The 24,526-nt window shown below is 63.5% G+C and carries 27 protein-coding genes; 5 read left to right on the forward strand and 22 right to left on the reverse strand.

Annotated elements, in window-relative coordinates; all coding sequences use genetic code 11:
• Positions 1 to 6: 6 nt before the first annotated feature.
• The 10 genes from OYT13_RS11950 to OYT13_RS11995 form a co-directional block, all read right to left on the reverse strand.
• Positions 7 to 213, reverse strand: a complete 207-nt coding sequence (locus OYT13_RS11950) for a dodecin family protein (protein WP_017234467.1) — start codon at positions 211 to 213, stop codon at positions 7 to 9.
• A 165-nt stretch (positions 214 to 378) separates the two neighbouring features.
• A complete protein-coding gene (locus OYT13_RS11955; RefSeq protein ID WP_017234466.1) occupies positions 379 to 1,032 on the reverse strand; it encodes a nitroreductase family protein in 654 nt (217 codons plus the stop codon).
• Between the two features lie 164 nt (positions 1,033 to 1,196).
• Positions 1,197 to 3,002, reverse strand: a complete 1,806-nt coding sequence (locus OYT13_RS11960; RefSeq protein WP_268567808.1) for an adenosylcobalamin-dependent ribonucleoside-diphosphate reductase — start codon at positions 3,000 to 3,002, stop codon at positions 1,197 to 1,199.
• A 16-nt stretch (positions 3,003 to 3,018) separates the two neighbouring features.
• Positions 3,019 to 3,522: a BCAM0308 family protein gene (locus OYT13_RS11965; RefSeq protein WP_268567809.1), complete on the reverse strand. Its 504-nt coding sequence runs from the start codon at positions 3,520 to 3,522 to the stop codon at positions 3,019 to 3,021.
• Between the two features lie 246 nt (positions 3,523 to 3,768).
• Entirely contained in the window at positions 3,769 to 5,037 is a 1,269-nt protein-coding gene (locus OYT13_RS11970) for a putative glycoside hydrolase (protein ID WP_026132037.1), read from the reverse strand.
• Positions 5,030 to 5,839 (reverse strand): polysaccharide deacetylase family protein, encoded by an 810-nt coding sequence (locus tag OYT13_RS11975; protein ID WP_442796477.1) that lies wholly within the window; start codon positions 5,837 to 5,839, stop codon positions 5,030 to 5,032. Before OYT13_RS11975 ends, OYT13_RS11970 begins: the two co-directional genes overlap by 8 nt.
• Positions 5,836 to 6,213 (reverse strand): TraR/DksA family transcriptional regulator, encoded by a 378-nt coding sequence (locus OYT13_RS11980; RefSeq protein WP_268567810.1) that lies wholly within the window; start codon positions 6,211 to 6,213, stop codon positions 5,836 to 5,838. The genes OYT13_RS11975 and OYT13_RS11980 overlap by 4 nt, the downstream gene beginning before the upstream one ends.
• 13 nt (positions 6,214 to 6,226) lie before the next feature.
• Positions 6,227 to 6,601, reverse strand: a complete 375-nt coding sequence (locus OYT13_RS11985; protein WP_268567811.1) for a DUF883 family protein — start codon at positions 6,599 to 6,601, stop codon at positions 6,227 to 6,229.
• A gap of 149 nt (positions 6,602 to 6,750) precedes the next feature.
• Positions 6,751 to 8,541, reverse strand: coding sequence for a DNA polymerase/3'-5' exonuclease PolX (gene polX / locus OYT13_RS11990; protein ID WP_268567812.1), 1,791 nt, complete (start codon positions 8,539 to 8,541; stop codon positions 6,751 to 6,753).
• Between the two features lie 70 nt (positions 8,542 to 8,611).
• Positions 8,612 to 9,238: a phosphoribosyltransferase gene (locus OYT13_RS11995; RefSeq protein ID WP_150564700.1), complete on the reverse strand. Its 627-nt coding sequence runs from the start codon at positions 9,236 to 9,238 to the stop codon at positions 8,612 to 8,614.
• Between the two features lie 367 nt (positions 9,239 to 9,605).
• Here OYT13_RS11995 and OYT13_RS12000 point away from each other — a divergent pair, with 367 nt between their 5' ends.
• On the forward strand, positions 9,606 to 10,391 hold the full coding sequence (locus OYT13_RS12000) for a helix-turn-helix domain-containing protein (protein ID WP_017234457.1): 786 nt from the start codon (positions 9,606 to 9,608) through the stop codon (positions 10,389 to 10,391).
• A gap of 64 nt (positions 10,392 to 10,455) precedes the next feature.
• Here the strand turns inward: OYT13_RS12000 and OYT13_RS12005 are convergent, their stop codons facing one another.
• Positions 10,456 to 11,103 (reverse strand): response regulator, encoded by a 648-nt coding sequence (locus OYT13_RS12005; RefSeq protein WP_268567813.1) that lies wholly within the window; start codon positions 11,101 to 11,103, stop codon positions 10,456 to 10,458.
• Positions 11,104 to 11,568: 465 nt separating this feature from the next.
• Here OYT13_RS12005 and OYT13_RS12010 point away from each other — a divergent pair, with 465 nt between their 5' ends.
• Positions 11,569 to 11,733, forward strand: coding sequence for a hypothetical protein (locus OYT13_RS12010; protein ID WP_017234455.1), 165 nt, complete (start codon positions 11,569 to 11,571; stop codon positions 11,731 to 11,733).
• A gap of 31 nt (positions 11,734 to 11,764) precedes the next feature.
• On the forward strand, positions 11,765 to 12,142 hold the full coding sequence (locus OYT13_RS12015; RefSeq protein ID WP_261938580.1) for a hypothetical protein: 378 nt from the start codon (positions 11,765 to 11,767) through the stop codon (positions 12,140 to 12,142).
• Between the two features lie 51 nt (positions 12,143 to 12,193).
• Here the strand turns inward: OYT13_RS12015 and OYT13_RS12020 are convergent, their stop codons facing one another.
• The gene (locus tag OYT13_RS12020) at positions 12,194 to 12,622 is read right to left on the reverse strand and encodes an Hsp20/alpha crystallin family protein (protein ID WP_017234453.1); all 429 of its coding nucleotides are present in this window, start codon (positions 12,620 to 12,622) and stop codon (positions 12,194 to 12,196) included.
• A gap of 125 nt (positions 12,623 to 12,747) precedes the next feature.
• A complete protein-coding gene (locus tag OYT13_RS12025; RefSeq protein ID WP_261938579.1) occupies positions 12,748 to 13,998 on the reverse strand; it encodes an MgtC/SapB family protein in 1,251 nt (416 codons plus the stop codon).
• 167 nt (positions 13,999 to 14,165) lie between these two features.
• Between OYT13_RS12025 and OYT13_RS12030 the strand changes: the two genes are divergently transcribed.
• Complete coding sequence (locus OYT13_RS12030) at positions 14,166 to 15,125, forward strand: universal stress protein (protein ID WP_017234451.1); 960 nt, start codon at positions 14,166 to 14,168, stop codon at positions 15,123 to 15,125.
• A 61-nt stretch (positions 15,126 to 15,186) separates the two neighbouring features.
• On the opposite strand, the gene OYT13_RS12035 is transcribed toward OYT13_RS12030, so the two are convergent.
• The 3 genes from OYT13_RS12035 to OYT13_RS12045 all read right to left on the reverse strand — a co-directional run bounded on the left by OYT13_RS12035 (position 15,187) and on the right by OYT13_RS12045 (position 16,897).
• Entirely contained in the window at positions 15,187 to 15,648 is a 462-nt protein-coding gene (locus OYT13_RS12035) for a universal stress protein (protein WP_017234450.1), read from the reverse strand.
• 55 nt (positions 15,649 to 15,703) lie between these two features.
• A complete protein-coding gene (locus OYT13_RS12040) occupies positions 15,704 to 16,177 on the reverse strand; it encodes a pyridoxamine 5'-phosphate oxidase family protein (protein ID WP_017234449.1) in 474 nt (157 codons plus the stop codon).
• 66 nt (positions 16,178 to 16,243) lie between these two features.
• On the reverse strand, positions 16,244 to 16,897 hold the full coding sequence (locus OYT13_RS12045) for a BON domain-containing protein (protein ID WP_017234448.1): 654 nt from the start codon (positions 16,895 to 16,897) through the stop codon (positions 16,244 to 16,246).
• Positions 16,898 to 17,211: 314 nt separating this feature from the next.
• On the opposite strand from OYT13_RS12045, the gene OYT13_RS12050 reads away from it, so the two are divergent.
• A complete protein-coding gene (locus tag OYT13_RS12050) occupies positions 17,212 to 18,039 on the forward strand; it encodes a universal stress protein (protein ID WP_157211495.1) in 828 nt (275 codons plus the stop codon).
• A 62-nt stretch (positions 18,040 to 18,101) separates the two neighbouring features.
• Here OYT13_RS12050 and OYT13_RS12055 read toward each other — a convergent pair whose 3' ends face one another.
• From OYT13_RS12055 to OYT13_RS12080, 6 genes are all read right to left on the reverse strand, one after another.
• Positions 18,102 to 19,415, reverse strand: a complete 1,314-nt coding sequence (locus OYT13_RS12055; protein ID WP_410007541.1) for an NRAMP family divalent metal transporter — start codon at positions 19,413 to 19,415, stop codon at positions 18,102 to 18,104.
• A 74-nt stretch (positions 19,416 to 19,489) separates the two neighbouring features.
• A complete protein-coding gene (locus OYT13_RS12060; RefSeq protein ID WP_268567814.1) occupies positions 19,490 to 20,527 on the reverse strand; it encodes an Acg family FMN-binding oxidoreductase in 1,038 nt (345 codons plus the stop codon).
• Between the two features lie 203 nt (positions 20,528 to 20,730).
• On the reverse strand, positions 20,731 to 21,873 hold the full coding sequence (locus OYT13_RS12065) for an ABC transporter permease (protein WP_017234443.1): 1,143 nt from the start codon (positions 21,871 to 21,873) through the stop codon (positions 20,731 to 20,733).
• A gap of 31 nt (positions 21,874 to 21,904) precedes the next feature.
• Positions 21,905 to 22,990 carry an HlyD family secretion protein gene (locus OYT13_RS12070; protein WP_017234442.1) on the reverse strand — a complete coding sequence of 362 codons (1,086 nt, stop codon included), beginning with the start codon at positions 22,988 to 22,990 and terminating at the stop codon, positions 21,905 to 21,907.
• The gene (locus OYT13_RS12075; protein WP_261938574.1) at positions 22,987 to 23,694 is read right to left on the reverse strand and encodes an ABC transporter ATP-binding protein; all 708 of its coding nucleotides are present in this window, start codon (positions 23,692 to 23,694) and stop codon (positions 22,987 to 22,989) included. Before OYT13_RS12075 ends, OYT13_RS12070 begins: the two co-directional genes overlap by 4 nt.
• A gap of 86 nt (positions 23,695 to 23,780) precedes the next feature.
• The gene (locus OYT13_RS12080) at positions 23,781 to 24,290 is read right to left on the reverse strand and encodes a hypothetical protein (protein WP_268567815.1); all 510 of its coding nucleotides are present in this window, start codon (positions 24,288 to 24,290) and stop codon (positions 23,781 to 23,783) included.
• Between the last annotated feature and the right edge of the window lie 236 nt (positions 24,291 to 24,526).

The following is a 24,526-nucleotide window of genomic DNA, read 5'->3' on the forward strand; positions in this document are numbered from 1 at the left end:
CTGCCACTACTCGAGTTTGAAACTCAGCTTTGCGGTGATTCGATAGTTGACGATCTTGCCGTCGGCCACCTCGGCCGAAAAGTCCTCGATGTAGATGGATTTGACATCGCGAAGGGACTTTTGGGCCGCGGCGACGGCTTTCGTCGCCGCATCCTCCCAACTCTTGGGGGATTCGGCGAGCACTTCGATAACTTTGACGATGTTTTTTGACATGACGGCTCTCGCAAAGGTGCATGGCAGCTCGTGGGATGTCTCCCGGCCAAGGTGTGCGACTGCCATGAGCCAAGCATGGTCGCTGGCGCATGCGCCGTGTTGACCGATGTCAAACGCATCCGCTCGCCGCTTCCCCGCCCAGCAACGCCAGCGACACGGATTGCGTTATCCCGTCACCCTCGGATGGCCCACCGTCTGGGCCAGCACCGGTATCTCGTCTTCGTTGAGCGACATGGCGTTGGCCAGCATTCGATGATTCAACCAACCGCGCACGACGCACGCCAGTCCGGCTGACGCACAGTACAGCGACACGTTCTGCGCAATCGCGCCCACGGCGATGCCGGCGAACGAATCCCGTTGTGACTGAGGAAACGCGTCGGCGCGGGCGTGATTGACTACGTACACCAGATCGAGCGGCGCCTGACCGACAAAGTCCTGGTAGCCGGTGAGATTGCGCGCATCGACGGCATGCTTGAGGTGCAGTTGGTGCGACGCCGGGTCATAGCGATACACGCCCTCGGGCAGGGCGACGTACACGTCGATCTCGTTCACGCCGCGCGCCGACGGCGCAGTGCGCCCGCCGGTATCAGCGCGATTGACGCCGTCCGCCGCCCACAGCAGATCGCCGAGTTGCTGGCGGGAAAGCGCGGTCGGCGCAAAGTCTCGCACGCTCTTGCGACGTGCCAGTGACATCATCAAGCTGGCGCCGCCTTCGAGACTCGGCGGCGGCAGCGCTATGAGCGGCAGTGACTCACTGGCGAGCGGAACAGGAGATGCATTGCGCACGACGGCGTACGCAGGAAGCTTGGCCTCATTCATCGTGGGAACCCTCGAAAGACCGATGGCGGGCGGTCATGCCCGGCTGCTTCGAGCATAGGCAGCCGATCTCGGTCGGCCTTGATACGGGTCAACTAGGGGCGAAGCCGCAGCAGGCTCCGGGCCGCAGATTGCACCGTTAGCGCATTCGGTTCATTCAGTGTCGCTCAGCAAAAGCATGCCGGGCGCCCTGCCGACGCTGGCAACACCGAAAGCACCTCGTCCGCACCAGGCTCAGGTCGGAAAATCGTCACGCCTTTGAGTCCGAATTGCCACGCACGATACAGCAGATCTCCGACTCGCTCGCGTGACACCCCGTTGGCGACCAGCACCGTCTTCGAGATGCCGGCATCGATGAACGGTTGTATGGCCGCCACCATGCGCAGGTGATCGTCGCCGCTCACCTGACTGGCCGTGACGAAGTAGTCAGGCAATGCCGCCGGCTCGCCACACAACGCACGGAAGCGTCGGTAGGCGTGATTCTCGATACGGTATGCGCGCGGTGCCTGATGCCGCAAGCGCAACTGACGCTGGTACGCCAAGGCGAAGGCCGGCTCGATACCGCTTGAGCAGTTTCCGCCGAACGCCAGACTGACGCTGCCTGTGGGGGCTATCGACAGCAGATGGCTATTGCGCAGCCCATAACGCGCAATCTCGGCGCGCACGGCATCCGGCAACGCCGACGCAAAGCTTCCCGTCGACAGGCTGCGCTCGCCGCTGAACAGCGGATACGCCCCGCGCTCGCGCGCCAATGCCGCCGACGCCGCATAAGCGTTGTCGCGCAGGCATCGCCCGATGGCGCTGGCGAGGTCCCTACCCTGCGGCGCGTCGTAACGCACACGCATCATCGTCAGCGCATCGGCCAGCCCCGTGACGCCCACGCCGATCCTTCGCTTGCTTCGGGCTTCGTGTCCATGTTCCGGTAACGGCCATCGCGTGACGTCGATTGCGTTATCGAGCATTCTGACCTGGACATGGACGAGCCGTGCCAGACCCGCAAAGTCGAACGTCGGCATTCCCCCCACGCCGAACGGATGCCTGACTCGCCGCGACAGATCGATCGGACCGAGCACGCAACTCCCCCACGCCGGGAGCGGTTGTTCACCGCATGGATTCGTCGCGGCAATCGATTCGATGTCGGCAAGGTCATTGGATTCACGGATCGTGTCGATGAACAGCAAGCCCGGCTCGGCGCTTCCGTGGGCCGCGTCGACGATCCGCGCCCACAATTGCCGTGCGGGGACCCTGGCGTAGCACCAGTTGCCGTTATCGAGCAAATGCGCGCCCGCCGCCAGTCGTTGCCGATTGGGGGCCGCACGATGCTGAAGCCGCCACTCGGTATCGCGGGCAACGGCGTGCATGAACTCGGCGGTCGCCGCCACCGACACATTCAATGTCGCCCAGCGCCGGCGTCCGCGCTTGGCATTGATGAATTCGTCCAGATCGGGGTGATCGCAGCGCAACACCGCCATCTGCGCGCCGCCGCGCGTATCGGTCAAGGCCAACGATTGGCAGGCCAGATCGAACCGATCGATAACGTCGCAAACATCGCCCGTGCCATGATCCGACGCACACACCAGTGCGTCGGCGGGCGCCACTGACGAGAAGTCGTACCCGACACCACCGCCCATGCGCAGGGTCGTCGTGGCCTGCGCGAGCGCGCGCGCGATGTCGGTCTGACGCGCCACGGGCACGTCCGGACCGACGATCGGGTGCACGAAGCAGTTCACCATCGTGGCGTTTTTGCCGGTGCCCGCATTGGCCATGATCCGGCCCGCGCCGATCGCGCCCCGCAGCATGTTGCCGTAGAAGTGCCGTGCCGCATCGCCACGTCGATCCGGTGGCTCGGCCTCGGCCAGCGCGCGCGCTACCCGTCGGAAGACATCGTCGCGCGCCGCCTCCCCCGGCGCAAGATAGCGATCCGCCAGCACCGCATCGCAGACCGTCGACGCCGAATCGTGAATGACCGGCATGGGGATGGCTCCTGCGTCAGGATCGATGCCAGCGCACGTGAAGTTCCGATTCCGCGTGCCCGTAGTCGAGATCCAGCTTCCCGCCATACGCATGGTGAATGGCATTGCCGATATCGCGCGCAATGTGCATTCCGGTAGTCGTGATCGCCGTACCGTCCTCGTCCGACGTGATCGCCATCACGCGCTCCATCGGATGTTCGCGGTGCAGCCGCTGCGCGCGGTGATTCACCAGTCCGAGAATTTCCTGTCGATGCGCGGCCTCGAAGGTGCCATCCAGTACCAGACGGGCCGCGGGCACGCCGTCGGCGCTGCGATGGCAGGCCGAGCAAGTGACGGTGACCGCATCGGGCGGGACGGCGCGCCATTGCCAATGCCCGCGCAGGTAGACGGCGTGACACACCGGGCAAGCCGCGAGTGCAGGGGACGCTGAGGGTTGCTTGTAACTGTCGGGGACGTGCTCGTCCGGAAAGCGATCCCACCTCGTGGGCCGGACCATGGCAGACCTAGCTCTGACTTTCATGTTGTGACTCCTTGAAACGCTGGCGCAGGCTCGTGTCGAAGGTGCGTCCGCCGCAGACGCCACCGGGACATGCCAGGCGGTCGACATCAACGCGACTCGCCATGAGTGCCCGCCAGATATAGATACAGTAAGCGGTTGCGCGCGCGAGAACTTGGCCTGGATCAAATGGCGCGACATCTCTCGCGACGCCTCGTCATGCGAGCGCCTAGGTCCCTCTCGCATGGACCATCGGCACACGCGGCGCCTTCAGCGCGGCAAGGTCATCGGGTCGTATCGATTGCGTGGATTCCACAACATCCACCCGTCGGTCCCCGCCGCCTCGGCCGCATCGATTTGGGCACGAATCTCGGCCGCGCCGAAATTACGACGATCGAAAGCATAGTCCCGAAACGCTTGCAGCCAGGGGCGGAAACGCACGCCGGGCAATCCGGTGCGGCGCATCGCCTGCGCGAGAGAGCGCGACACGATCTCACCCGGATGGTCGGTCGGCGGGTCGGATCCCGGAAGTCCCCGGGTGAATCCTGACGGGTAGAGCATGGGGGACACGTAATCGACCTGCTCGGCGAGGGTTTCGAGCTGCTGCCCAATCGCCGTGTCGTTGAGGTTCCAGCAGACGTAGCCGAAGATATCGACCGACAGGTAGACGTTATAGCGCAGCAAACGCTCGCGCGCAGCGCTCAGGAAGCCGGTGATGGCGCCGACCCGATGTTCGGCGGTGTTGGTCTCATGAAATTGCAACCCGGGTGCGTCCGGGAATCGCAGGTAGTCGAATTGGATCTCGTCGAACCCCATGCGCGCCGCCTCCTCGGCGACGTCAAGATTGTGCGTCCATGCGGCGGAAATCGTCGGATCGATCCATCGGAGCTGTTCGCGGTCACGCCACACGTTGCCCTCGGCATCGCGCACCGCCCACTCCGGATGGGCTCGCGCCAAAGGATCGTCCTTGAAGACCACGATGCGGGCAATGAGGTACAGGCCGCGATCGTGCAGCGATTTCACCAGTGCCGGCAGATCCTTGACCCGTGGCGTATTCGCGGGCACATGCGCCTGCGCACCGATGCCTTCCCGCGCAGGACTGCGATACGGCGTCATGCCGCGATCGCCTTTGACATCGATGACAAGCGCGTTAATGGTGCTACGTTCGGGCAACGCCAGCACGGCATCGAGCAATGCACGGCTCGCGATGCCGTACACGGAGAGATAGACGGCTTTGGGGTGGATGCGCGTCATGGCAACGCTCGCGCGACCTCCCCCGCGCAGCGAGGCTTGCACTCTCGCATACCCCGGCGCGCGCACCGAGACGGCCATCGGCGCCCCCGGCGCCATATCGGGGAGCACGATCTCGCCTTTGCGGTCGCTTATCCAGGCGCGGTCCCCGCTCACGAGCGTCGCGCCCGCAATCGGCTCGCGGGTCGCCACATCGACGACCGTCGCTGCGACGGTGTCTGCCGTGGCCGGCGGCACGGGTTGCAGGCACAGGAGCGAAAGGCTCCAGACGATCCATCGGCTAATCATGATGCGTTTGTGCATTGCGCAACATGCCGCGCAGGCACGTCATGCCGCAGTGCTGCGTCATGAGGTATCGCGGCAACGCCATGGCATTCGACTGCGGCGTGACGGGTTTCGCATCGAGAGAGAACCCATTCGTGTAGCCCTCGTCGCGCGCCATGGCCTCTAATTCAGTATCGTAAATGCCAAACGGCCACGCCAGTAGACGAACGGACCGATGCAGTTCGGCCTCGATCCGATCGCGGGAACGGCGAAGCTGATCGTGCACGAAGCGCCGGTAAGCCGCAGGCGCCAGCCGCGCGCGCTCCGTCTTGAAATTGGGATGCCATTCGGTGTGAGACTCGATGTCGAAAGTCCCCGATTGCGCAAGCGCGCGCAACTGATCCCACGTCATGGCGTAGGACGCATTGGAGATGGCCGACGGGTAGACGAAGAGTGTGACGGGTACCGAGCGCCCCTTCAACATCGGCCACAGCACCTCGTAGACGGACCGGTGGCCATCGTCCACGCTCAGGACAAGTGCGCGCGGCGGCAGGTTGTCCTGCCCGCCGGCATGCCAGGCGATGACGTCGGCCAGCGGTACCACCCGATAGCCGTTCTCCTCGAAAAAGCGCAGTTGCGACGCGAAGGTCTCCGTGCGCACCGTGGTCGAATCGGTGACGCGCTCCGCGAAGCGGTGATAGACGAGAATCAGGACGTCATGTTGCGCGGGGGCGGCATTCGTGATGCCAGCACACGTCAAGCCCATCAGCCCGCCGGCCAGGAGGGCAAGCGCGCGGCGGCGAGCGCCCCTGCGCACGCCGGTCACCTCGCGTGATCGATCGCGAAAAGTTGCTCGTGGCGATGCTGACAAGCGGCACATCGCTTCGCCGTCGGATACGCCTTCAGCCGGGCATACGGAATACTCTGGCGGCAATCGATGCAGATGCCGTACTCGCCACGGCGTATGCGATCGCGTGCCGCTTCAATATCCGAGAGCTGTTGGCGAAAGCGATCGAGCATGGCATCTTGCACGCGTTCGGCGGTTTCCTCGTTCGCGAGGTCGGCGTCGTCATGGGGCTCCGATGCCGAGCGTTCGCCGAGCGGCGATTCGGTGGTGGCCATCACGCTTTGAATGCGCTTTTCCTCCGTATCCATCAGCGTCTCCAACGCGCCAAGTCCCGGGTTTTTGCGGCTTTCCATCGTTGGTCTCCCATCAAAGGCGCAGGTCGGCATCCGACGGCGTACGCCGGCCTCGAGCGATCATGGGGGCCACCACCGCGCCCGCGACGGCCGCCAACGCGGCGATGGATGCCGCGGCCGCTACACTCTGCCAGGGATGGTCGTGCACGTAATGGTCAGTGGTTCGCGCCCATCCCGACACGCGCTGCCGGCTCGTTTTGCGCAGCGTATCGAGCTGTGCGGTCAGTTGCTGAAGCCTGGCAGTGCGTGCGGGACGCGCTTCATCGGACGCCGGATTGGCTTCGTCGGCGATATCACGCAGCAACGCCTTGATATCGGCAAGGAGGGCCTCAGCGTCGTTGACCAAGGTCTGACGGTGATTCATGAATTCAGTCCGAATGTCGTTCATCTCTTGCTCCCATCGAATTCGACAATGCGCCGCCGTGGTCGGCGCGGGCCAGGTTCACTATAGCCATCTGCGCACGGCGTGCCATGACATGGCGCAAATCGGCGTGATCTTCGTGTATGAGGTTCAGGGCAGACGCTCGCCCGCCACGGCTACATCGTCTTTTTGAGCATGGCGCGCAGCCGGGACAGCGGGCGGGTGTTGAGGACGTCGGCGGCCTCGAGCCAGCCGCGTCTGGCCTGCATGAGGCCCAACGCCAGATGGTTGAAGTCGGCCGTGCGGTGCGCGTCCGAGGCAATGCTCACCCGCACACCCATCGACTTCGCCAGCCGGCAGCCGGTGTCCCACAGGTCCAGCCGGCGCGGCTGTGCGTTGGCTTCCACGAAAGCACCGCGCTCGGCAAGCGCCTGGAAAACGCGGGCGGCGTCGAACCGGCAAGCGTCGCGCTCGCCGATCAAACGAGCAAAGGGATGTGCGAGGATGCTGAAGTGCGGGTGGTCAATCGCCCGTAACAGCCGCGCGGTCTGCTTGTCGGCGGGTAAATCGAAATGGCTGTGAACCGCGCCAACGACCAGATCGAGCCGCCCCAGCACAGCGTCGGGAAGATCGAGCGATCCGTCTTCCAGGATATCGACCTCGACGCCCTTGAGAATCCCCGGCAATCCGCCCTTTGCATTCAGCGCGTCGATGGCGTCCGACTGCGCGGCGAGACGGCTGGCGCTCAACCCATGCGTGATGCCCAGACGCGGCGAGTGATCCGTGATGGCCAGGTACTGAAGCCCTTGACGGCCGGCCGCTACGGCCATGGCTTCGAGGCTGTCGACACCGTCGCTTTCGTTCGTGTGGACGTGAAGATCGCCCCGGATCTCGCGGGCTTCGACAAGGCGCGGCAAGGTGCCATCGCGCGCCGCCTCCAGTTCCCCGGTGTCCTCTCGCAACTCCGGCGCAATCCATGGCAGATCGAGCGCTTCGTAGATCGACGCCTCGTCGCGGCCAGCGATTTTTCGCCCTTGCCGGAACACACCATATTCGTTCAGTTTCAGCCCGCGTGCCTGCGCCATCTTGCGAAGCGCCACGTTGTGCGCCTTCGAACCGGTCAGATAAACGAGCGCCGCGCCATAGCTCGACGCGGCCACCACTCTTAGGTCGACCTGCATGTCATTCATCAGCACCGTGCTTGCCCGCGTGCTTCCGGCGGAGATCACCGATCGCGTCTGATCGTAGGCGAGGAACGCGTGAATCACGGCTTGAGGCCGGCCAGACGCCACAGCGATGTCGAGGTCCCCCACCGTATCCCTGCCCCGCCGGTAGCTGCCCGCGACCGCCATCGCCTGCGCGGTGCCGGTCTCGCGCAGATATGCCATGAGGGGATCGACGGCGCGCATCGCGATATCGAGGCTGAAGCGGCGGTGCCGGTCGAGCCGCGCCTGCACGGCGTCAAGCAGGCGCTGTTCCGTGCGCGGCCCGAATCCGGGCAGCGTACCAATGCGGTGTTCACGGGCTGCGGCGGCCAGATCCTCCATCGTATGCACGTCCAGGTCGTGCTCGAGCCTGTGTACACGACGCGGCCCCAGGCCCGGCAGACTGAGCAACGATTGAATCTGTCCAGGCGTTTCGCGGCGCAGACGCGTCAGTAGTTCGCTTGCGCCGGTTTCAGCAATCTCGCGCATCTTTCCCGCGAGATCGGCGCCGATGCCCGGCAGTGTCGTGAGGTCGATGCCGCGCGCCAGCAGGACACCCACGTCTTCGGTCAGCGCACCGATCGACCTGGCCGCGTTGCGGTAGGCCCGAACCCTGAACGGATTCGCGTTTTCGACGTCGAGGAGGTCGGCGATTTCGTCGAAGATCGCAACGATCCGGTCGTTGGTCACGCCCGCGCGCGGTACCACGGTGGCGGCAATTTCCTTCGCGATGATTTCAGGCTTTTCGGAGGGTTCTCTCACGCCTTGACTCCAGCAGACATGGGGCGCGACACGCAGGACACCGGGTATTGCACAGGCGAGGCGTGGGCCATTAGCGCGAGCGCAGGCAAGCAACGACCTCGTCATCGCTGACTTGGGGAAATTTTCGGTAGAAGGCGCCCACCGCGCTGAAATCGGCCGGTGTCTCCAGACAGATCACTTCGTCGGCATAGGGCGCGATGTCGCGCAAGGCATCTGGCGGGGCCACCGGCACTGCGCATATCAATCGTGCTGGCCCAAGCTGTCGCACCGAGTGCAACGCCGCGATGATCGATGCCCCCGTGGCGATGCCGTCGTCCACGACAATCGCCAACCGCCCGTCGGCGCTCGTCCGCTGTCTTCCCGGCGTAAAGCGGGCCCGGCGACGCCGGAGGGTGTCGAGTTGCACCATTCGTTCGTGTTCGACATAGGCACTCTCGCCGCCCGCCAGCTTCGCGTATGGCGTCAGGTACGTCCAGCCGCTCTCGTCCACGGCGCCGACCGCCAGTTCAGGATTGCCAGGGGCGCCCAACTTCCTAACCAGCACAATGTCCAGATCGCCGCCGAGGGCATCGGCCACGATGGCGCCAATCGGAACCCCACCGCGTGGCACGGCCAAAATCAACGGGTGCTTGCCCGAGTACGCGTTGAGTGCCTTGGCTAGCTGGCGTGCGGCATCGGCCCGGTCGATAAATGGCATTGACGTTCTCCTCGAACGGCGGCTAAGCGCCCCCCATAAGATCATCCTAGTCATCGGGGGCGGCGCCGGTTTAGCCAAGGTCAAGCATTCCCGTCAGGCGTTCGCACGAAACGGTCTGCGTAAGGATTGCCTGACACCGGGCGTGCGTCTGCCTACAAAGATCTCAGCCGCGCCTGCTTTCCCCCCGACGCGGCCGTCGCGATACTTGGTTTCAAGCCCCTACCCCGACGACAAAACATGCCCCTTGAGGGCAGCGCCAGACAGCGCGCGAGTGCGGGTAGGCACATGCAGGAAGACAACCGGAACATTGGGCGCCCGGGTGCGCGCAATCGGTGCATGCAGGCCAACGGCTGGCCGGGAGATGGCGATGTACGAATCACATTATTTGGCAGACGCCGAACGTCGCTTCGGTGCCGTCGAGGCGTTTTCAACGGTCAATGACGGCATGTCGAGCGGGCTGATCTCGCATCCCCCCGCCCAGTGCGGTACGTGCGTATTGCGACACCTCTGTGTTGCGTCGAAGCTGAATGACCACGATGCGGCACGCCTGAAATCTGTCGTGCGTACCTGGCGGATGGTCCGGCAGGGCCATGCGCTTTACCGGACCGGCGATTCGTTCCAGAGTCTCTACGCGGTCCGCTCGGGGTCGTTCAAGACCGTGGCGCAGCATTCGCTGGGGCGCCAATACGTGTCGGGATTTTATCTTCCCGGCGAACTGCTCGGGCTGGACGGCATCGTCGCCGAGTCACATCCCTGCGACGCCTTCGCCCTGGAAGATAGCGCCGTCTGTGTGATCCCATTCCAGCCCCTGGAGGTGCTGTGCCGCGAATTGTCGCCGCTCCAACAGCATATTCACCGGCTCATGAGCGCCGAGATCGTCCGAGAGACGGCGCAGATGGTGTTATTGGGCAGCATGAGTGCCGATCAGCGGGTCGCGACCTTCCTTCTGAATCTTTCGAATCGCTTCGAGCAGCGAGGGTACTCGCCCCGCGAGTTCACATTGCGCATGACGCGCGAAGACATCGGAAGCCATCTCGGCATGAAGCTCGAGACGGTCAGCCGGTCGTTATCGCGGTTTCAGCGCGGTGGCTTGATTCTGGTTGCGGGAAAGCGGATTACGCTGCTGGACCGCGAAGCGCTTGGCGCATGCTGACGGTGCCGACATGAGGGCGGTCGAACGTGCGACGCCTTGCCATGCGAGCCTGGTCGCGTAGACGTCAGAGGTTATCGCCCTCGTCGAAGAGATGATGGCGAAGCGCGTAGCGCACCAGTTGCACCTCATTGGGCAGCTGCATTTTCTCCATGAGACGCATCTTGTACGTGCTGACGGTCTTGGGGCTGACACACAGCGCATTGGCGATGGTGGTGAGCGGTTCGCCACGCACCAGACGACGATAGACTTCCAGTTCGCGATTGGACAGGCGCCGATGCGGCACGTCGTCGCCATTTCCCTGGAAGCTCGATGCCAACTTGCCCGCGATCGACTGGCTGACATAGGTGCCGCCCACGGCCACATGATTGATGGCCGTGACGAGTTCTTCCGCCGCGCTTTCCTTGGTCAGGTATCCTGCTGCCCCCGCCTGGAAAGCACGTACGATGTACTGCTCCTCCGAATGCATGGTCAGCACCAGTATGCGCAACGCCGGATGGGAATCGCGCAGCAGCCGGATCAGTTCCAGACCGCTTCTTCCTGGCAGCGACAGATCGAGCAGCAATACGTTGGGAGAGCAATCGTTGACCATCAACGGGATCGCAGCGCCGTCCGCCGCTTCGCCGACGACGTCAAACACGCCCGCCCCCTCCAGGATATGTTTGAGTCCGTCTCGCACTACGGCGTGATCGTCCGCGATCATGATACGCGTCATGCCTTGCCTCCGAATTTGGTGGCAACCGTTTCCCTGAGAGGCTGCCCGGCAGAGCCTTCGATTCGCGTACCCAGCGACACCGGCGAGGCGGTGGCACATTGCGGATGAACCGCATCGGACCGATTTTGAGCCATTCAGTGACCTATGCCCCTGATATAGGGCGGCAACCAACGAGCGCAAACCACCCACCGCTCGGGATTGGCTTTTGCAACGGTCTGCGAATGCTATTCCGACCCGCAGCCGTTCTTTTGTTAACTAAAGCGTATTTCTCTCAGCTTTCAAGAGATATTACCGTCCAGGATCGGCAGGCGTATCAGCCGAAAAGATGAGAGGAAACCCTCCAAACAACAAATGGGAAGCACGATCCGGCGTTATTGCATCGAGTAAGTGTACCCAGCGGGCGGTTCGTCCCGGTACACGGGAGAATCGCTGCGAATCCGAGCGCCAAGACGAGCTGATTGGCGAATGAAAGTCGTCAATCCATCGAACACACGCCTGGCGCAGCCGAATGCCGTTTTTTGGGGCGCTGCTGGCGTCGATGCGGTCCTGCGCAACGTTTCCAAGACGCTGCATCGTGACGAATTGACTTGTGTCATGGCGCCTCCCTCGCACAGGCATTACAAATGCTGAATGCAGACGCGCTCGTCAATCCCTCTGGATCGTGCCAGCGATCCCAAGTGCTTATGAGGTTCTCATGTCTACGCTGCGACAACATTACAAGGCATTCGTTATCGAAGCTCACGCGCAACTTGTCGGTTGCGGTGGATTTGCCGTACCGAGCCACGACCGGCGCTATCTGCCTGTGGCGATCGTGCGCGGCGCAACCGCAAAGCACGACGGCCCTCTGTCGGATGGCACGCCGACTGAAGGCGTTGTGATACAGATCACATTGAACGAGCGGTTGGACGCAGACCCCTATCGCGCGCTCCGATGCGCGATCGATTATGCGTGTCAGGTGATCGACGGGCTGCGGTCGCCCGAATTTGAAGATATGCCGCGCGGCGTCGCGTTCATCCCGCTTCCGCAAACGCTGCACTAGCCCGCCTCGCGAGGGTGCCTGAGCGGCACCCTCCCATACCGCCTGTGCGGCTTACTGAATGGTCAACTCCCGTTGACCGGCATCGGCCCGCTTTGGCAGCACCAGTTCCAATACCCCGTCGCGATAATTCGCAACGGCCTTGTCTCGGTCGACCGCCTGTGACAACGAGAAGCTGCGGTACATATCGCCTTCATACCGTTCCCGATGCACGAAGTTGCCGTTGTCCTTCTTTTCCGTGGTGTTGCTGAGGTGCGCGCTGATGGACACCTGATTGCCGTCGAGCGCGACCTTGATGTTTTCCTTGCTCACACCCGGTATATCGGCGCGTACGGTAAATTGCTTGTCGTCCTCTTCGACATCGAGCTTGATTTGCATACGCTTCGAGCTCTCCAGCGCAAGCGGACGCCAGAACGCGTTACGAATGAGGTTCTCGAACGGCTCGTCGAAATTCAATGGATCGAATCGGGTGAGGTTTGCCATAGCTGACTCCGTGGGGTAAGGGGCGCAGTGCGCCCAGGGGGCTGCGATCCATGTCGCACGTTGTCTAATCTAGATCGCGAGCGCGCCGACGAATTGACTGACATCAAGAGAAACCTCGGCGTCGATCATGAAATCGACGGCGCGAAGGCGTACCCGAGCCAGAGCGCGGCGATCACCAGCACGATGCCGGGAACGACGAGCTTCGCGAAACGTGGCCCCCCGGATACGAACGCCGCAATCCCCTTGACCATGGCGTTTGTCGAGGCCCCGGCCAGTATCGGAAGGCCAACGTCCGTGACGCTGAGCCGGCCCTGTTCGGCCAGCGCGGCGGCACTGGCCGCGATGGAATGCGCGTCCGCCAAGCCGCCCACCAAGGCGACCGCCAGCAAGCCCGATTTCCCGAACCAATGCGAGAGTGCCCCCGAAGCGAACATGGCGACGGACACACTCAGGGTCAGCACCAACGCGGACTTCAAATCGATGGCGGTTCCAATGTGGACCATTTGCGGCGTGGCGCACCGGTTCGCGCGCCAAAGCGCCCAAAGGCCGTACGACAGCGCGGCAACGGCGCCAGCGCCGAGCGGAAACGCAAGATGGAGCAACACGGTCGGGAAGACCGTGCCAATCACAATGGCCAACTGCACCATGGTCGAGACGCTGGAGAGCGCGGCTCCCGCGACGGCGGGCAGCAACAAGGCCGGATTTTGCCTGGCCTGCAGGCCCATCGCGCTGATCGTGGCGATACTGGACGCGAACCCGGAAGCGAACCCCGTGACCGGTAATCCCGCGTTCGGCCCAAGCGCGCGTTGGGCAAAATGACCGATCACGGCAATGGAGAGCATGACAACGGTGAAGCGCCATATCGTGGACGGATTGACCGAGTCGAAGACATCGATAGGCCGATTCGGCAGGATAGGCAGAATCACGAGGGCAGCCACCGCGAGCAGAAGCACATCCTGCAACTCGGCTTCCGTCACGACGCGCGTCACGAGCCGATGCAAGTGAAAGCGCACCTGCATCACGCTCGCGACGGCCACGGCGATGGCGATCGTCAAGGCGGGGTGGCGTTGCGCCATCGCACCGAGCAGCAGCGTCAGGATCAGCGAGATCTCGGTCGTGATCCCCGGATCGTCGTGGGGACGCAGGTAGGCGGCGATCAACACGGCGCTGAGCGCCAGCACCACCGCAGCCAGCAGCCAAACGCCCCCCAAGGCCAAGGCGACCGCCCCCAGCACGGCCGTCAGCGCAAACGTCCGGATGCCTGCCGCCGCCCGCTCGCGGCTCGCCCCCTTGCGCCGCTCACGTTCGGCACCGATGAGCAAGCCGATCGCCAGTGCGGTCGCATACGGCAAAATGTCGAGCATGGCTTCGGTCATCGCGCGCCCGTTTATTTCGTTCAGTGCACGGTATAGCATAAGTGACGGGGAGCGTCGGCGCCGCGTCGTGGCGTGCGATGTTGATCGAACGCAATGGCGCTGCCTGTGTACCGTCTATGCTATTAACGATTCATCGATAAGGATCGCCGTGCCCGGCGACTTCGACCATGGAACCTGTCTCCCAACTGCTGTCGCCCCATGGCTTTCCCAAGCCATTCCAGCGGATCCTCGTTGCCGTCGATCCCAGCGGCGCGTCGCTGAACGCCATTCCGTATGCCGGCCATTTCTGTTCGCCGGACACGCAGGTGCTGGTCCTGGGATTCTTCGAGGACCCCGAGGCCTACCTGACGCCCCACTCCCGTACGCCGGCCGATGTCAGCGCCGCGTTCGACGAACTCCGCCGCGACGAACTCGTGGCGCTGGAGGGCGCGCAGGCGGTATTGCAACGTACTGGCGCACAGGTGCACAAGCGGCTGCTCGGGCCTGCGCTGGGCAATCGCGAGATCTCGGCGGGTATTGCCCGAGTGGCCGACGAATGGAATGCCGACCTGGTGGTCGTCGGCGCCGAACCGGCCGCCGGCATCGCCGCCCTGTTGGGCACCAAGGTCTCCGCCGCACTGGCCGAGCACACCCACCGCGCCATCCTCATGATTCCCAAGAAAGCGACGGAATCGTCACTGCACCACGCGCGTCGGATCCTGTTTGCGGTCGACGGTAGCGAGGCATCGCTGCACGCGGTGCGCGTGGGGATGCAGGTGGCCCCGCCGCATTCGAGCCTGCTGGCTATTTATGTCGAGGACCGCGGGGTCGACGTGTCCGAATTGGAGGAATCCCTGCTCACGCCAACGCCCGCCGTCCCCCGGGCTGAAAATGCACTCGCGCAAGCCTCGGCGATCATGACCGAACTGGGCGCCAAGGGGAACATCGAGCGCCGTGTGTCGCACACGCGCCTGGCGGAAGACGTGGCCGCCGCCCTACTCCGGGAAGCGCAGGAATGGGAGGCGGATCTCGTCGTCGTGGGCGCGCAGGATCGTCATGGGTTGTTCTCATGGTTCAACGGTCATGAGAACGAGCGGGTTGCCCGCGCGATCGATCGCCCGCTGCTGGTCGTCAATCAGGCGGGCTGACGCGTCGGGGCGAGCCCCCCGCGTCCCGGGGTTGATCGCACCGCCGCACACCACGCACGCGCTATGGCGCGGGCGACTTGATAATGAGCACCGGCCGGTCGGCTCGCTGCAGCAGGCGGTTGGCCTCGCTACCGAGCGTGACGCGCGCGAGGCCGCGGCGTCCGTGCGAGCCGGTGACCACGAGATCTGCGCCCACCCGCCGAACCTCCGTCAGCAAGCGATCGGCAATGTGCATATGGCTGTCCATCAACGGTAGCGTCGCGAAATCGGCCGCAACACCCTCGCGCGCCAGAATGTCCAATGCCGCTTCCCGAACGGCCAACGTCTCGGCGTTGAGCGCGTTCTGCATGTCGGCCACCGACGGCAGTGCTGCCGCCATCAAGGGAAAATAAAGTGCCGGGTCGACTTCGACGTAAGCGACGCGAAGCCTGGCCCCGAGCGCCTTGGCGAGCCTCGCGGCGTGGATCAGCGCGGTTTCCGAGGGCGGACTGGCATCGAAAGCCACCAGTATGTTGCGGTACATGATTTCTTCCCCTTGTTTTGCATTCCTTCAACCACCGACGCCACGGCTATTCGCGCTATTCGCAGCGACGTTTCGATGGAACGGTAACGATATCGGCGTGACCAAACCCGCGGCTGTAGTCGAGCACCTGAAGCGCCCAGCATTCGAGCTTCACGATGGTGGAGCGACTCGAACCGTGTTCGGGAACGCGCGTCCACGCGTCTGGAAAACGCTCATCGAGCAGTCGCATCGCCAGTACACGCTCGGACGATTCGTCCGGCAAAATTTCGGCAAAGGCGTGGCCCGACAGCGCCTTGATGTCCGGCCATCCCACATAGGGCTTGTAAAGACAGAACGAGACCTGTGCGGCGCGCTCGATATTCGCCATCTTGCGGCTATCGCGCCCGGTGGCGAAATAGATGTCGAGTCCGTGATGGACGAAACAAACGACATCGGACTGCGTGTTCCCGTCCGCCATGAGCGTCGCGAGCGACAACTCCCGACACGAGTCCAGCACGTCCAGGATGACGGCCTCCAGGTCTGCGTTCATCAGGCTTCTCCTGCGTCTATCGTGTTCGCGTTGCGTGTGCCGCCCCATGGGCATTACCCGGCGCGCTTACTCGACCGTTAGCCGATCCACGACGGCGCATACGCCATGCGTGGTCATGGCCGCTCCCCGGATGGCTTCCTTTTCCGCCAGCGAATGGACCGTGCCGGTCAGCAGCACCTCGCCATTGCCCAGGATGGAAATGTCGAGGTGGCGCGCCTCGCGCTGCGCCTGACGCGCCAGCGCGGCGGCGATATGCCCGACAATTTCCGTGCGATGGGGCCCACTGAGCACCTTGATGTCGTTGATGACGCCCTTGACGCCGCGCAACGTACGAACGGCACTCTCGGCCAACACGCGCTGCGTGTAGGTCTCGACGTCGCCGGCCAGGGACACCCAGCCGTTCTCGACCTTGACGTGCATGCCGTCGTCCGGCAGGCCGGCGTGCCACTTCAGCACGGCAAGCGCGGCTCTTGCGATATCGGCATCGGTATGACGATCCTTCGACATCGGCACGACTTCCAGTCCGATCACAATCGCGCGCGCCCCCGCGACCCGCGCCGCGACGCGCTCGGCTTCGCACTTCTCAAAGAAACTCGCGACCTCGCCCGAGAGCGTGACAATGCCGTCGCGCACCTCGACGCCAATCTCGCTGGCATGAACGTTAGTGTCGCGCGCGAGTTCGTCCATCACGTCGCGCTGCAGTTGAGCATCAGTCTTCATGGGGTACTCCGTGCCACAGAATAGGGATGGCGCCATCGCAAACGTCGCTGACAGTTGCGGGTATCGCGCCGGGTTCTTTCACCTTAGCGCCTGAGTGGGCGCATTGCCGGCCTCTCTCGGCAGCGCTTGACCGACATCAATTTCATGCAGGACGTCACGCGCCGCACGCAAGCCGCGCGAGCTTGATTCGCATCAACCCGATGGCGGGAATCTCGCCGCCGAGCGGGCGGGCCGCGTTATAACAAAACATGCCTGCGCGGCAATCCGTCTTGTCGCAGGCGAATGCGCGGGTGACCCATGCGAGGAGGAAGGAAATGAGCTTACGGAGAATTTGTGTCCACATAGACGACACCGCGACGAGCGCGGCACGGCTGCGCTTCAGCGGGCTGCTTGCCCGCCACCATGACGCCAGTCTCGCGGGAATCTACGTGCCCCACCGCCCGGGCGCGGTGCATTCAGGACAACGCGAATCGTCCGGTGACCACTACCGGACGGAGGGGCGCGCTCAGACGGCGTTGCACGCGGCCGAGCATTTGTTCCAGGAGGTTTGTGCCGAACACGACATCGCCGGAGACTGGCATGCGCCGTTCGGCGCGCCGACGACCATCCTGTCGAACTTTGCCAAAGGCACCGACCTGTGCATCGTCGGGCAACCCGACTCACCGGGTGGGGTCGCCGCCCTCGGTGTCGATGGCATCGGCGACATCGTCGTCTCGGCAGGCGTACCGGTGCTCGGACTTCCGCACAACGTGACGCTGCCACAGGAAATCCGGCGCATCGTGATTGCCTGGAACGGCTCGCGTGAAGCCAGACGTGCGATCGGCGACGCCTGGCAACTGCTCGGGCGCGCACAGGACATCTTCGTCGTCGGCATCAACCGCTCCCCGGCGGGCGACGACCCGTCACTGACGGAGATCGTGCACCTGCTGGAGAAACACGGATTGCGCGCGAAGCCGGTGTCGATCCGACAGGACACCGAAGCCAGCGATGGTGTTCAGTTGTTGGCCGTTACCGAGGAGTACGAAGCGGACTTGCTGGTCATGGGCGCCTACGGACACGGCCCGACGCGTGAACTCGTGTTCGGTGGCGCAACACGCACGGTGCTCAAGCACATGTCCACGCCGGTGCTGCTGTCCCACTGACGTGATCCCGCACTGCAGTCGTCGGCGCGCCAGCGCTGTCGGCTGCGGTGATCTCCCACCGACTACATCAGCAGCATCGCCACAGCCGCCGCGCCCATCACTCCGGTAGCCATCCAGCCCAAGACGAGAATGGGCCAACGCGCCGTGAATTGACCCATCACCGATTTCCTCGACGCGAGTAGTAGTACGACAACCATCAGCGGCACCGCCACGACGCCATTGATGACGGCACTCCAGAACAATGCCTTCATTGGGCTGATCGGCGAATACTGGATCGCGGTGGCAGCGAGCATGCTGAGCGCGATAATGCCGTAGAAGCCGTGCGCGGCGCTGGGCTTGCGCTCGAGCCCCTCCTTCCAGTGCATGGCCTCGGCCATCGCATAGGCGCCGGACCCCGCCAGCACCGGCACCCCGATCAGACCCACGCTCACGATACCAACGCTGAAGAGCGCATACGCCAGGTCGCCGGCCAGCGGCCGCAACGCGCTAGCCGCCTGCGCCGCGGTATCGATGCTCCGGATGCCGCTGGCGTGGAGCGTGACGGCAGTCGCCAGCATCACGAAAAAGGCGGTGATGTCCGAGTAGAACATCCCGGTCCAGGTGTCCCATCCGATTCGCCGAAGCTCGCCGCTGGCAGCAACGGCGGCCACGTTATCGTCCTTCAGCGGCAACGCCGTGGGGTCCCGTTCCATCTCCTCCACCTCCTCCGAGGTCTGCCAGAAGAAGAGATAGGGGCTGATAGTCGTGCCGAACACCCCCACAATGACGGCCGCGCTGGCCGAATCGATGGTGAGATCGGGCCATAGCGTACGCATGGCCACCTGTCGCCACGGTACATGCACCGTCAACAGGACGGCGGCGTAGGCGAGCAACGACACGGTCAGCCATTTCAGGAAGACAACGTAGCGGTGGTAAGGCACGAAGACCTGCAGGAGCAGCGAGCCGAGCGCGAAGCCGATGGTCATCCAATGTCGATCGATGCCGCTGGTCAGTTCCGCCACCTCGCCCATCGCGGCCAGATCGGCCGCAATATTGAGCGTATTGGCAAAGAGGAGCAGGACGATCACGCCGCGCAGGACAATCGGCGGAAATGCCGTCTCGATATTGGCGGCAAGCCCTTTGCCCGTGACGCGACCGATGCGCGCGCAGATCAACTGCATGGCCGCCATCAAGGGGAATGCGAGCGGCATGGTCCACAGCATGTTGAGCCCATACTGCGCGCCCGCCTGGGTGTAGGTGACGACACCGCTCGGATCGTCGTCCGCGACGCCCGTGATCAGCCCGGGGCCCACGCGCCTGAGCGGATGCTCGTTCAGCCGTTTGCGCAGCCCCTGTAGCCACATCGACGACCGCTCACCCTGTGTTTCCAGCCCCATTCCCGCCCTCGCGACTCAAGACGCCTCGCGCGCCTGCCCTTGGCGCGGACTCGTGATTTCGGGCAACGTCACACTTACGAAACCACCGATTCCAGGGCGCGCCTTGGCGCGTGGGCCTGCGAGGGGCCTCGGCCCACGCGCAGCAGGATCTGCGGATAGTCCCCGCTGCCTGTCATGGCACCGATGGCCGAGCGCAATGTCTCGACTTCGATCGGCTGGTTGAGGAACGAGGCATCAAACCCCTGGGACGTGAGCGTCAGTAACACCCGCTGCATGGCCTGCCCGGCCAACAGCCAGTTTTCAGGGTCGTCCGAGCGCGTTGCCAGGCAGACGAGCAAGGGCGAACCCTCCACAAGACGGCGGTGGCTTGCCGCCAGTCCGCCGCCGACGTCAAATGTACGCACGACGGTGGCCAGGATCGGAGACGCGAAGTCGAGCAGGCTTGCCGCGCTTGCCGAGTAGCTTGCCATGCCGTCATCGCGCCGCGCGGCATTGATCCACAATGCCAGTTCGCGGCGAAAGCGCGGATCTCCCAGTTGGATTCGATCCGCCTGATCGATCAGGTCGGCCAGTCGCAAGCGCTCCGCGTCGTTCGCTGTCGGGGCGAGTTGGGCGCCTTCCGCCTCGGCCGCCGCCTGTAGCGACGCGATCGTCGCTTGCGGCAGCGGCGCCGGGTCGAAGGCCTGACGATTGGTCACCCGATTGGGGATGGCCGCGAACAGCGCTGCAATCTGTCCGTCCACGAACCCCTCGTCCGAGATTTGCACACTCGCGAGCACGTCGGGCTCGGCGCTCGATGGCATGATCCGGATCACATACGGGCAACGGAAGTGGCTGAGGGCGACGCGCAGATTGAACAAGGCCGCCCCGCAACTGATCGCCAGCTCGCGGTCATACGTGTCGCTGACCGGCAACGCCCGGGTGCGGTCGGCACACAACAGGACCGTGTCGTCGCTGATCACAAAGCGCCACGGCTGCGTGTTATGCGTGGAGGGCGCGAGGACGGCGTATTGCAGGCAGAATCTCAGCCGCTCGGCGGCCGTCGCGGTTCTGGCGAACGCCTGATCGTCGACGGTCCACGCCTGGCGTAAGTTGTCCTTGGATCGGGGCACGAAAACCTCCTTTGGTCTAGGGCACGACGACACGGGTAGCGCGACGTGAAATCGGCCCGGCAGGCGCTTGGTGAGCGAGCTTATTGAGTTTATCGAGCGTTTCAAGCGTATTGATCGTATTGCCTGAAGTCTGGTGCAATGGGCGCGATTGCGCATTGACGAACGTCAATGGGCGACAGCGCCGCCCGCGAGGCGCCGCGGGCTTATCCGCGGAAAATGTCGAACGGCTCGATCCGCAACACTTTGCGAATGCCGATATAGCTGGAAATCGCCGCGATCAGCAGCACCATCGTAAAGGAGAACGCGAGATTCCAGAACGTGGTGATGGCGGCGTAGTTTGGCAACGTGCGCTTGGCAAGGGCAATCACCAGCGTGACCAGGCCCACGCCGATGCCATATCCCGTCAATGCGGTAAATGCGGCCATGAACAGAATCATCTTCACCAGTTCGCTGCCTTTTGCGCCGATCGCTTTCAGCGCGCCGAATTTGTCCAGGTTTTCGAGCACGAACGAATAGAACGTCTGGCCCGAAATGGAGACCCCCACGATGAAACTGATGATGGTCATGAGCAGAATATTGGTACCGATGCCGGTCCGGTACGTGTAGAAGTTCGCAACGCGCTGATTGAACTCGTCCTTGGTGAGCGCGATGTAGCCCAGCTTGGCCACCTGCCGCTTGATGGCCGGGATCGCCGCCGGCGACTTGGGCTGCACGAGAATGTAGGAGATGGTGAAGCGCGTACCCGGGATGTATTCGACGGCCCGGCTGTACGTCGTATAGAGCGTTGGCACGCCGTTCAAACCGTTCGCGGAGACGTTCGCCAGGCCCACGACCACGCCGCGAAAGTCATTGATTTCGAACGTGGTGCCGATCGCCGGATGTTCCAGCTTGGCGATTTCCGGATCGTCGACGACCACGAACGCGTTGTCGGCATAGATGTCCAGAATGTCCCCCTTTTCCATATGCGGGCGGCCAAACAGACTCGCATCGTCGAGGCCGACCACGCTCACCGACTGGTAGACGCCGCTGGCCAGCCTGACCTGCGCGCCACCGATGTACAACGGCGCGGCATATTTGACACCGTCCATGCTCAGTACCGCGTCCAGCAGGAAATTGGGCAGCGGAAAGGCGGAGTTCGGTGTATTGACCGCGGGATCGATGACCCACATCTCGGCGCCGACATTCGTGACGGTCGAGTAGGCACGGTTCAGGATGCCCGCGAACATCGCCGTCATCTGCGTCATCAGGAAGACTGCGAACACGATGCCCACCAACAGGGCCGAGAACTTGGCCTTGTCGTTCACGAGCAACCGGAAGCCGATACGCATGATGCCGGTGGATTGCATGCTCACCCTCCCCGGATATCGGAGGCACCCATCATTGCTGCCCAATGAAGACGTCGACGAGCAGTCCCGGATAAATCCTCGGCAAGTCTGCCGTCTTGAACCGGAAAATGACGGGCAGGACACGCAGATCGACCTTTTCCCGGCGCTGGTTGGCCAACTCGATTTTCGGCGATACGAGCGGCTGTACGCGAACGAACTCCAGCGGTACCTTCAGATCGGTGCCTCGCACGGAGAGCTGCGCGCGGATGTGATCGGCCGCCGGGAGCCGCGACACCAGGATTTCATCGATGTAACAACGTACCGCCAGATAGTCTTGGGGCCCGCCCATGACAATCAGGGGATCGAACCCGGCCGTGTACGTATCGTAGACACCCTGCGAGGAGACATAGCTGCCCACGGTGGCGTTCAGTGCCAACACCACGCCGTCCGATTTGGCCGTGATCGCATATTTCTGCAATAGGGCGTTGGCCGCGCTATAGGCTTGGGACAGCGCGTCATATTGGTGCGCCTGATTGTCCACGTCATAGCGCCACGCGCCTGCGCGAATCAGCGCATATTGGCTTTGTGCGACTTCCAGTGCCGCGCTGGCCTGACCGACCGCGTCGCGGGCCGTATCGAGCACGTCTTTGCTGATCGAGCGGTTGTCCATCTCATAAGAGGCTCGCCGCTTGTCGTACTGGTCCTGCGCGGCCGTCAGATTCGCGCGCGCCTGGTCGACCTGCGCCTTGGCGACGGCCAGGGTTTCCTTCCTTGGCTCAGCCTTCAGTTGGTCGAGCACGACACCGGCTGCGAGCATCTGGGCGTGCAGCTGTTCGGTCGTGGCCCGTTGAACCGCATCGTCGATACGCAGCAACGTCGCGCCAGCGCGCACCTTGTCGCCTTCATGCACAAGCACCTGAGTGATGACGCCCGAGACCTCCGGGTACAGGTTGATATTGGCGCCCCCGCCCTGCTCGCTTTCCACGATACCGGTCGCGTAGATCGCGGCCGGATACGGATTGCTCACCGGCGTGAAGACGGGCGCTTCCGGCTTACGCTCGATCGAGAAAACGTAAGCGCCCAGCACGGCGGCAAGAATGCCCGCGCCGGAGACAATGAAGAGCCATGGGTTTTTCACGAAAGCCCCCCAGTCGCCGAGACGATGCGTCCGTCCTCCATATGAATGATCCGGTCCGCGTATTCGTTGATGCGGGCGTCGTGCGTCACGATGACGATGCATCGGTTCCGGTCCAGGATCTTCTGCTTGACGAAAGCGATGATCATCCGGCCCGTATCGCCGTCCAGCGACGCCGTCGGCTCGTCGAGCACCAGTATCTGAGGGGCGCCGATGATCGCCCTGGCAATCGCCACGCGTTGCTGCTCGCCGCCCGAGAGCTTGACGGGCACCACCTCGGTACGGTCCTTCAGTCCGACGATCGCCAGACTCTGGCGGGCCGCCTCGAGCGCATCGTTCCAGTTCCTGTGCTTGAGAATGAGCGGTATCGCCACATTTTCCGCGCTCGTCAGCCTCGGGAACAGGTGATAGTCCTGGAACACGAATCCGATCGTGTTCAGCCGAAAATCCGCCAGATCGTCTTTCGACAACGTCCAGATATCGCTGCCGCCCACCCACACCTTGCCGGCGTCGGGACGCAGGATGCCGGAGAGCAGGCTAAGGAGCGTGGTTTTCCCGCTTCCCGACGGTCCGACGATGAAGAGCATCTCGCCAAAATGGGCGACCAAGTCGACGGCATTGACGGCCGTCGTGCGGGCCGGCCCTTCCCCGAACCCTTTGGTCAGTCCGGTGGCGACGATGGCTTCGGTGACGGGTGCGCCGGGCATATGGATGAGCTTCCACGGTGACGAGCGAGCGTAGCGTCAGGACGCGAGGGGGACTCACGCGATCAACGACGACGCCCCGCCGCCGATCAGCCGCGCGCGGCGTTTTGCGCCGACGCCGCCGGCCTTGCCCTCGGCGCGCCCTGATCGACCGGATCCGAGAGTGAGCCGAACGCGCTCATCGCCGTTTGGGTCAGTTCGCCCCACGCCGTCCACCAATTGGCGGGGCTTTGCGTATCCATCGCCTCGCCTGCCGTCTCGGAGAACACCTGTTGCCATGCCTTCTGCGCCGCTGAGTACTGCTCGGCCCAGACCGTGGGCCCGCGGGCACTCATTTTCACCAGCCCTTGCCAGATCAGGTTCTGCATTGCCAACTGCTGATTTATGAAGGCAAGCTGGCTATTGAAGAGCGCGCTGAAATCCGACGCACTTTCCAGTGCACTGGCGAACGCCTTGTCGGCCTCGATCAGACCTTCGTCGGCCTTTAGCTGCATCTGCCGCAGACACTGCACGTTCTCAACCCAGTTCCTGTGAGCATCGAGCGCCGCGAACACTTGCGCCTTGCACAGACTCAAGGGGGGAGTCAGGGCCTTGGACATCGTCGCGTCTCCCGAATGGATTGCGGGTCACACCACGTGACCGCAACGCGCGAAAAAAATCGCCCGCCGAAGCGGGCAGAAACCCAACTTGCCTGCGTTCGGAACGGGGCCGTATCCGAACGCAAGTGCCGGAGGACCGGCAAGATCGGGTGTCGCTTGCGTCGGTTGTGTTGGAACCGGCGATGTCTCCACGATAGTCCGTTGCCGCGGCCCAGGCCTTGACATATCTCAACGTC

It is taken from the genome of Pandoraea sp. XJJ-1, assembly GCF_026802345.1.
In the GTDB taxonomy this organism is placed as follows: Bacteria; Pseudomonadota; Gammaproteobacteria; order Burkholderiales; family Burkholderiaceae; genus Pandoraea; species Pandoraea cepalis.

Bases quoted from the DNA above. Each gene is read 5' to 3' on its own strand.
- OYT13_RS11970 (WP_026132037.1), bottom strand. From the start codon at position 5,037: ATGATTAGCCGATGGATCGTCTGGAGCCTTTCGCTCCTGTGCCTGCAA.
- OYT13_RS12075 (WP_261938574.1), bottom strand. From the start codon at position 23,694: ATGCCCGGCGCACCCGTCACCGAAGCCATCGTCGCCACCGGACTGACC.
- OYT13_RS11985 (WP_268567811.1), bottom strand. From the start codon at position 6,601: ATGAACGACATTCGGACTGAATTCATGAATCACCGTCAGACCTTGGTC.
- OYT13_RS12000 (WP_017234457.1), top strand. From the start codon at position 9,606: ATGTACGAATCACATTATTTGGCAGACGCCGAACGTCGCTTCGGTGCC.
- OYT13_RS12020 (WP_017234453.1), bottom strand. From the start codon at position 12,622: ATGGCAAACCTCACCCGATTCGATCCATTGAATTTCGACGAGCCGTTC.
- OYT13_RS12055 (WP_410007541.1), bottom strand. From the start codon at position 19,415: ATGGGGCTGGAAACACAGGGTGAGCGGTCGTCGATGTGGCTACAGGGG.
- OYT13_RS12065 (WP_017234443.1), bottom strand. From the start codon at position 21,873: ATGCAATCCACCGGCATCATGCGTATCGGCTTCCGGTTGCTCGTGAAC.
- OYT13_RS11980 (WP_268567810.1), bottom strand. From the start codon at position 6,213: ATGGAAAGCCGCAAAAACCCGGGACTTGGCGCGTTGGAGACGCTGATG.
- OYT13_RS11960 (WP_268567808.1), bottom strand. From the start codon at position 3,002: ATGCCGGTCATTCACGATTCGGCGTCGACGGTCTGCGATGCGGTGCTG.
- OYT13_RS11955 (WP_017234466.1), bottom strand. From the start codon at position 1,032: ATGAATGAGGCCAAGCTTCCTGCGTACGCCGTCGTGCGCAATGCATCT.
- OYT13_RS12035 (WP_017234450.1), bottom strand. From the start codon at position 15,648: ATGTACCGCAACATACTGGTGGCTTTCGATGCCAGTCCGCCCTCGGAA.
- OYT13_RS11965 (WP_268567809.1), bottom strand. From the start codon at position 3,522: ATGAAAGTCAGAGCTAGGTCTGCCATGGTCCGGCCCACGAGGTGGGAT.
- OYT13_RS12030 (WP_017234451.1), top strand. From the start codon at position 14,166: ATGGAACCTGTCTCCCAACTGCTGTCGCCCCATGGCTTTCCCAAGCCA.
- OYT13_RS12045 (WP_017234448.1), bottom strand. From the start codon at position 16,897: ATGAAGACTGATGCTCAACTGCAGCGCGACGTGATGGACGAACTCGCG.
- OYT13_RS11995 (WP_150564700.1), bottom strand. From the start codon at position 9,238: ATGCCATTTATCGACCGGGCCGATGCCGCACGCCAGCTAGCCAAGGCA.
- OYT13_RS12005 (WP_268567813.1), bottom strand. From the start codon at position 11,103: ATGACGCGTATCATGATCGCGGACGATCACGCCGTAGTGCGAGACGGA.
- OYT13_RS11950 (WP_017234467.1), bottom strand. From the start codon at position 213: ATGTCAAAAAACATCGTCAAAGTTATCGAAGTGCTCGCCGAATCCCCC.
- OYT13_RS12080 (WP_268567815.1), bottom strand. From the start codon at position 24,290: ATGTCCAAGGCCCTGACTCCCCCCTTGAGTCTGTGCAAGGCGCAAGTG.
- OYT13_RS12025 (WP_261938579.1), bottom strand. From the start codon at position 13,998: ATGACCGAAGCCATGCTCGACATTTTGCCGTATGCGACCGCACTGGCG.
- OYT13_RS12040 (WP_017234449.1), bottom strand. From the start codon at position 16,177: ATGAACGCAGACCTGGAGGCCGTCATCCTGGACGTGCTGGACTCGTGT.
- OYT13_RS12010 (WP_017234455.1), top strand. From the start codon at position 11,569: ATGAAAGTCGTCAATCCATCGAACACACGCCTGGCGCAGCCGAATGCC.
- OYT13_RS12050 (WP_157211495.1), top strand. From the start codon at position 17,212: ATGAGCTTACGGAGAATTTGTGTCCACATAGACGACACCGCGACGAGC.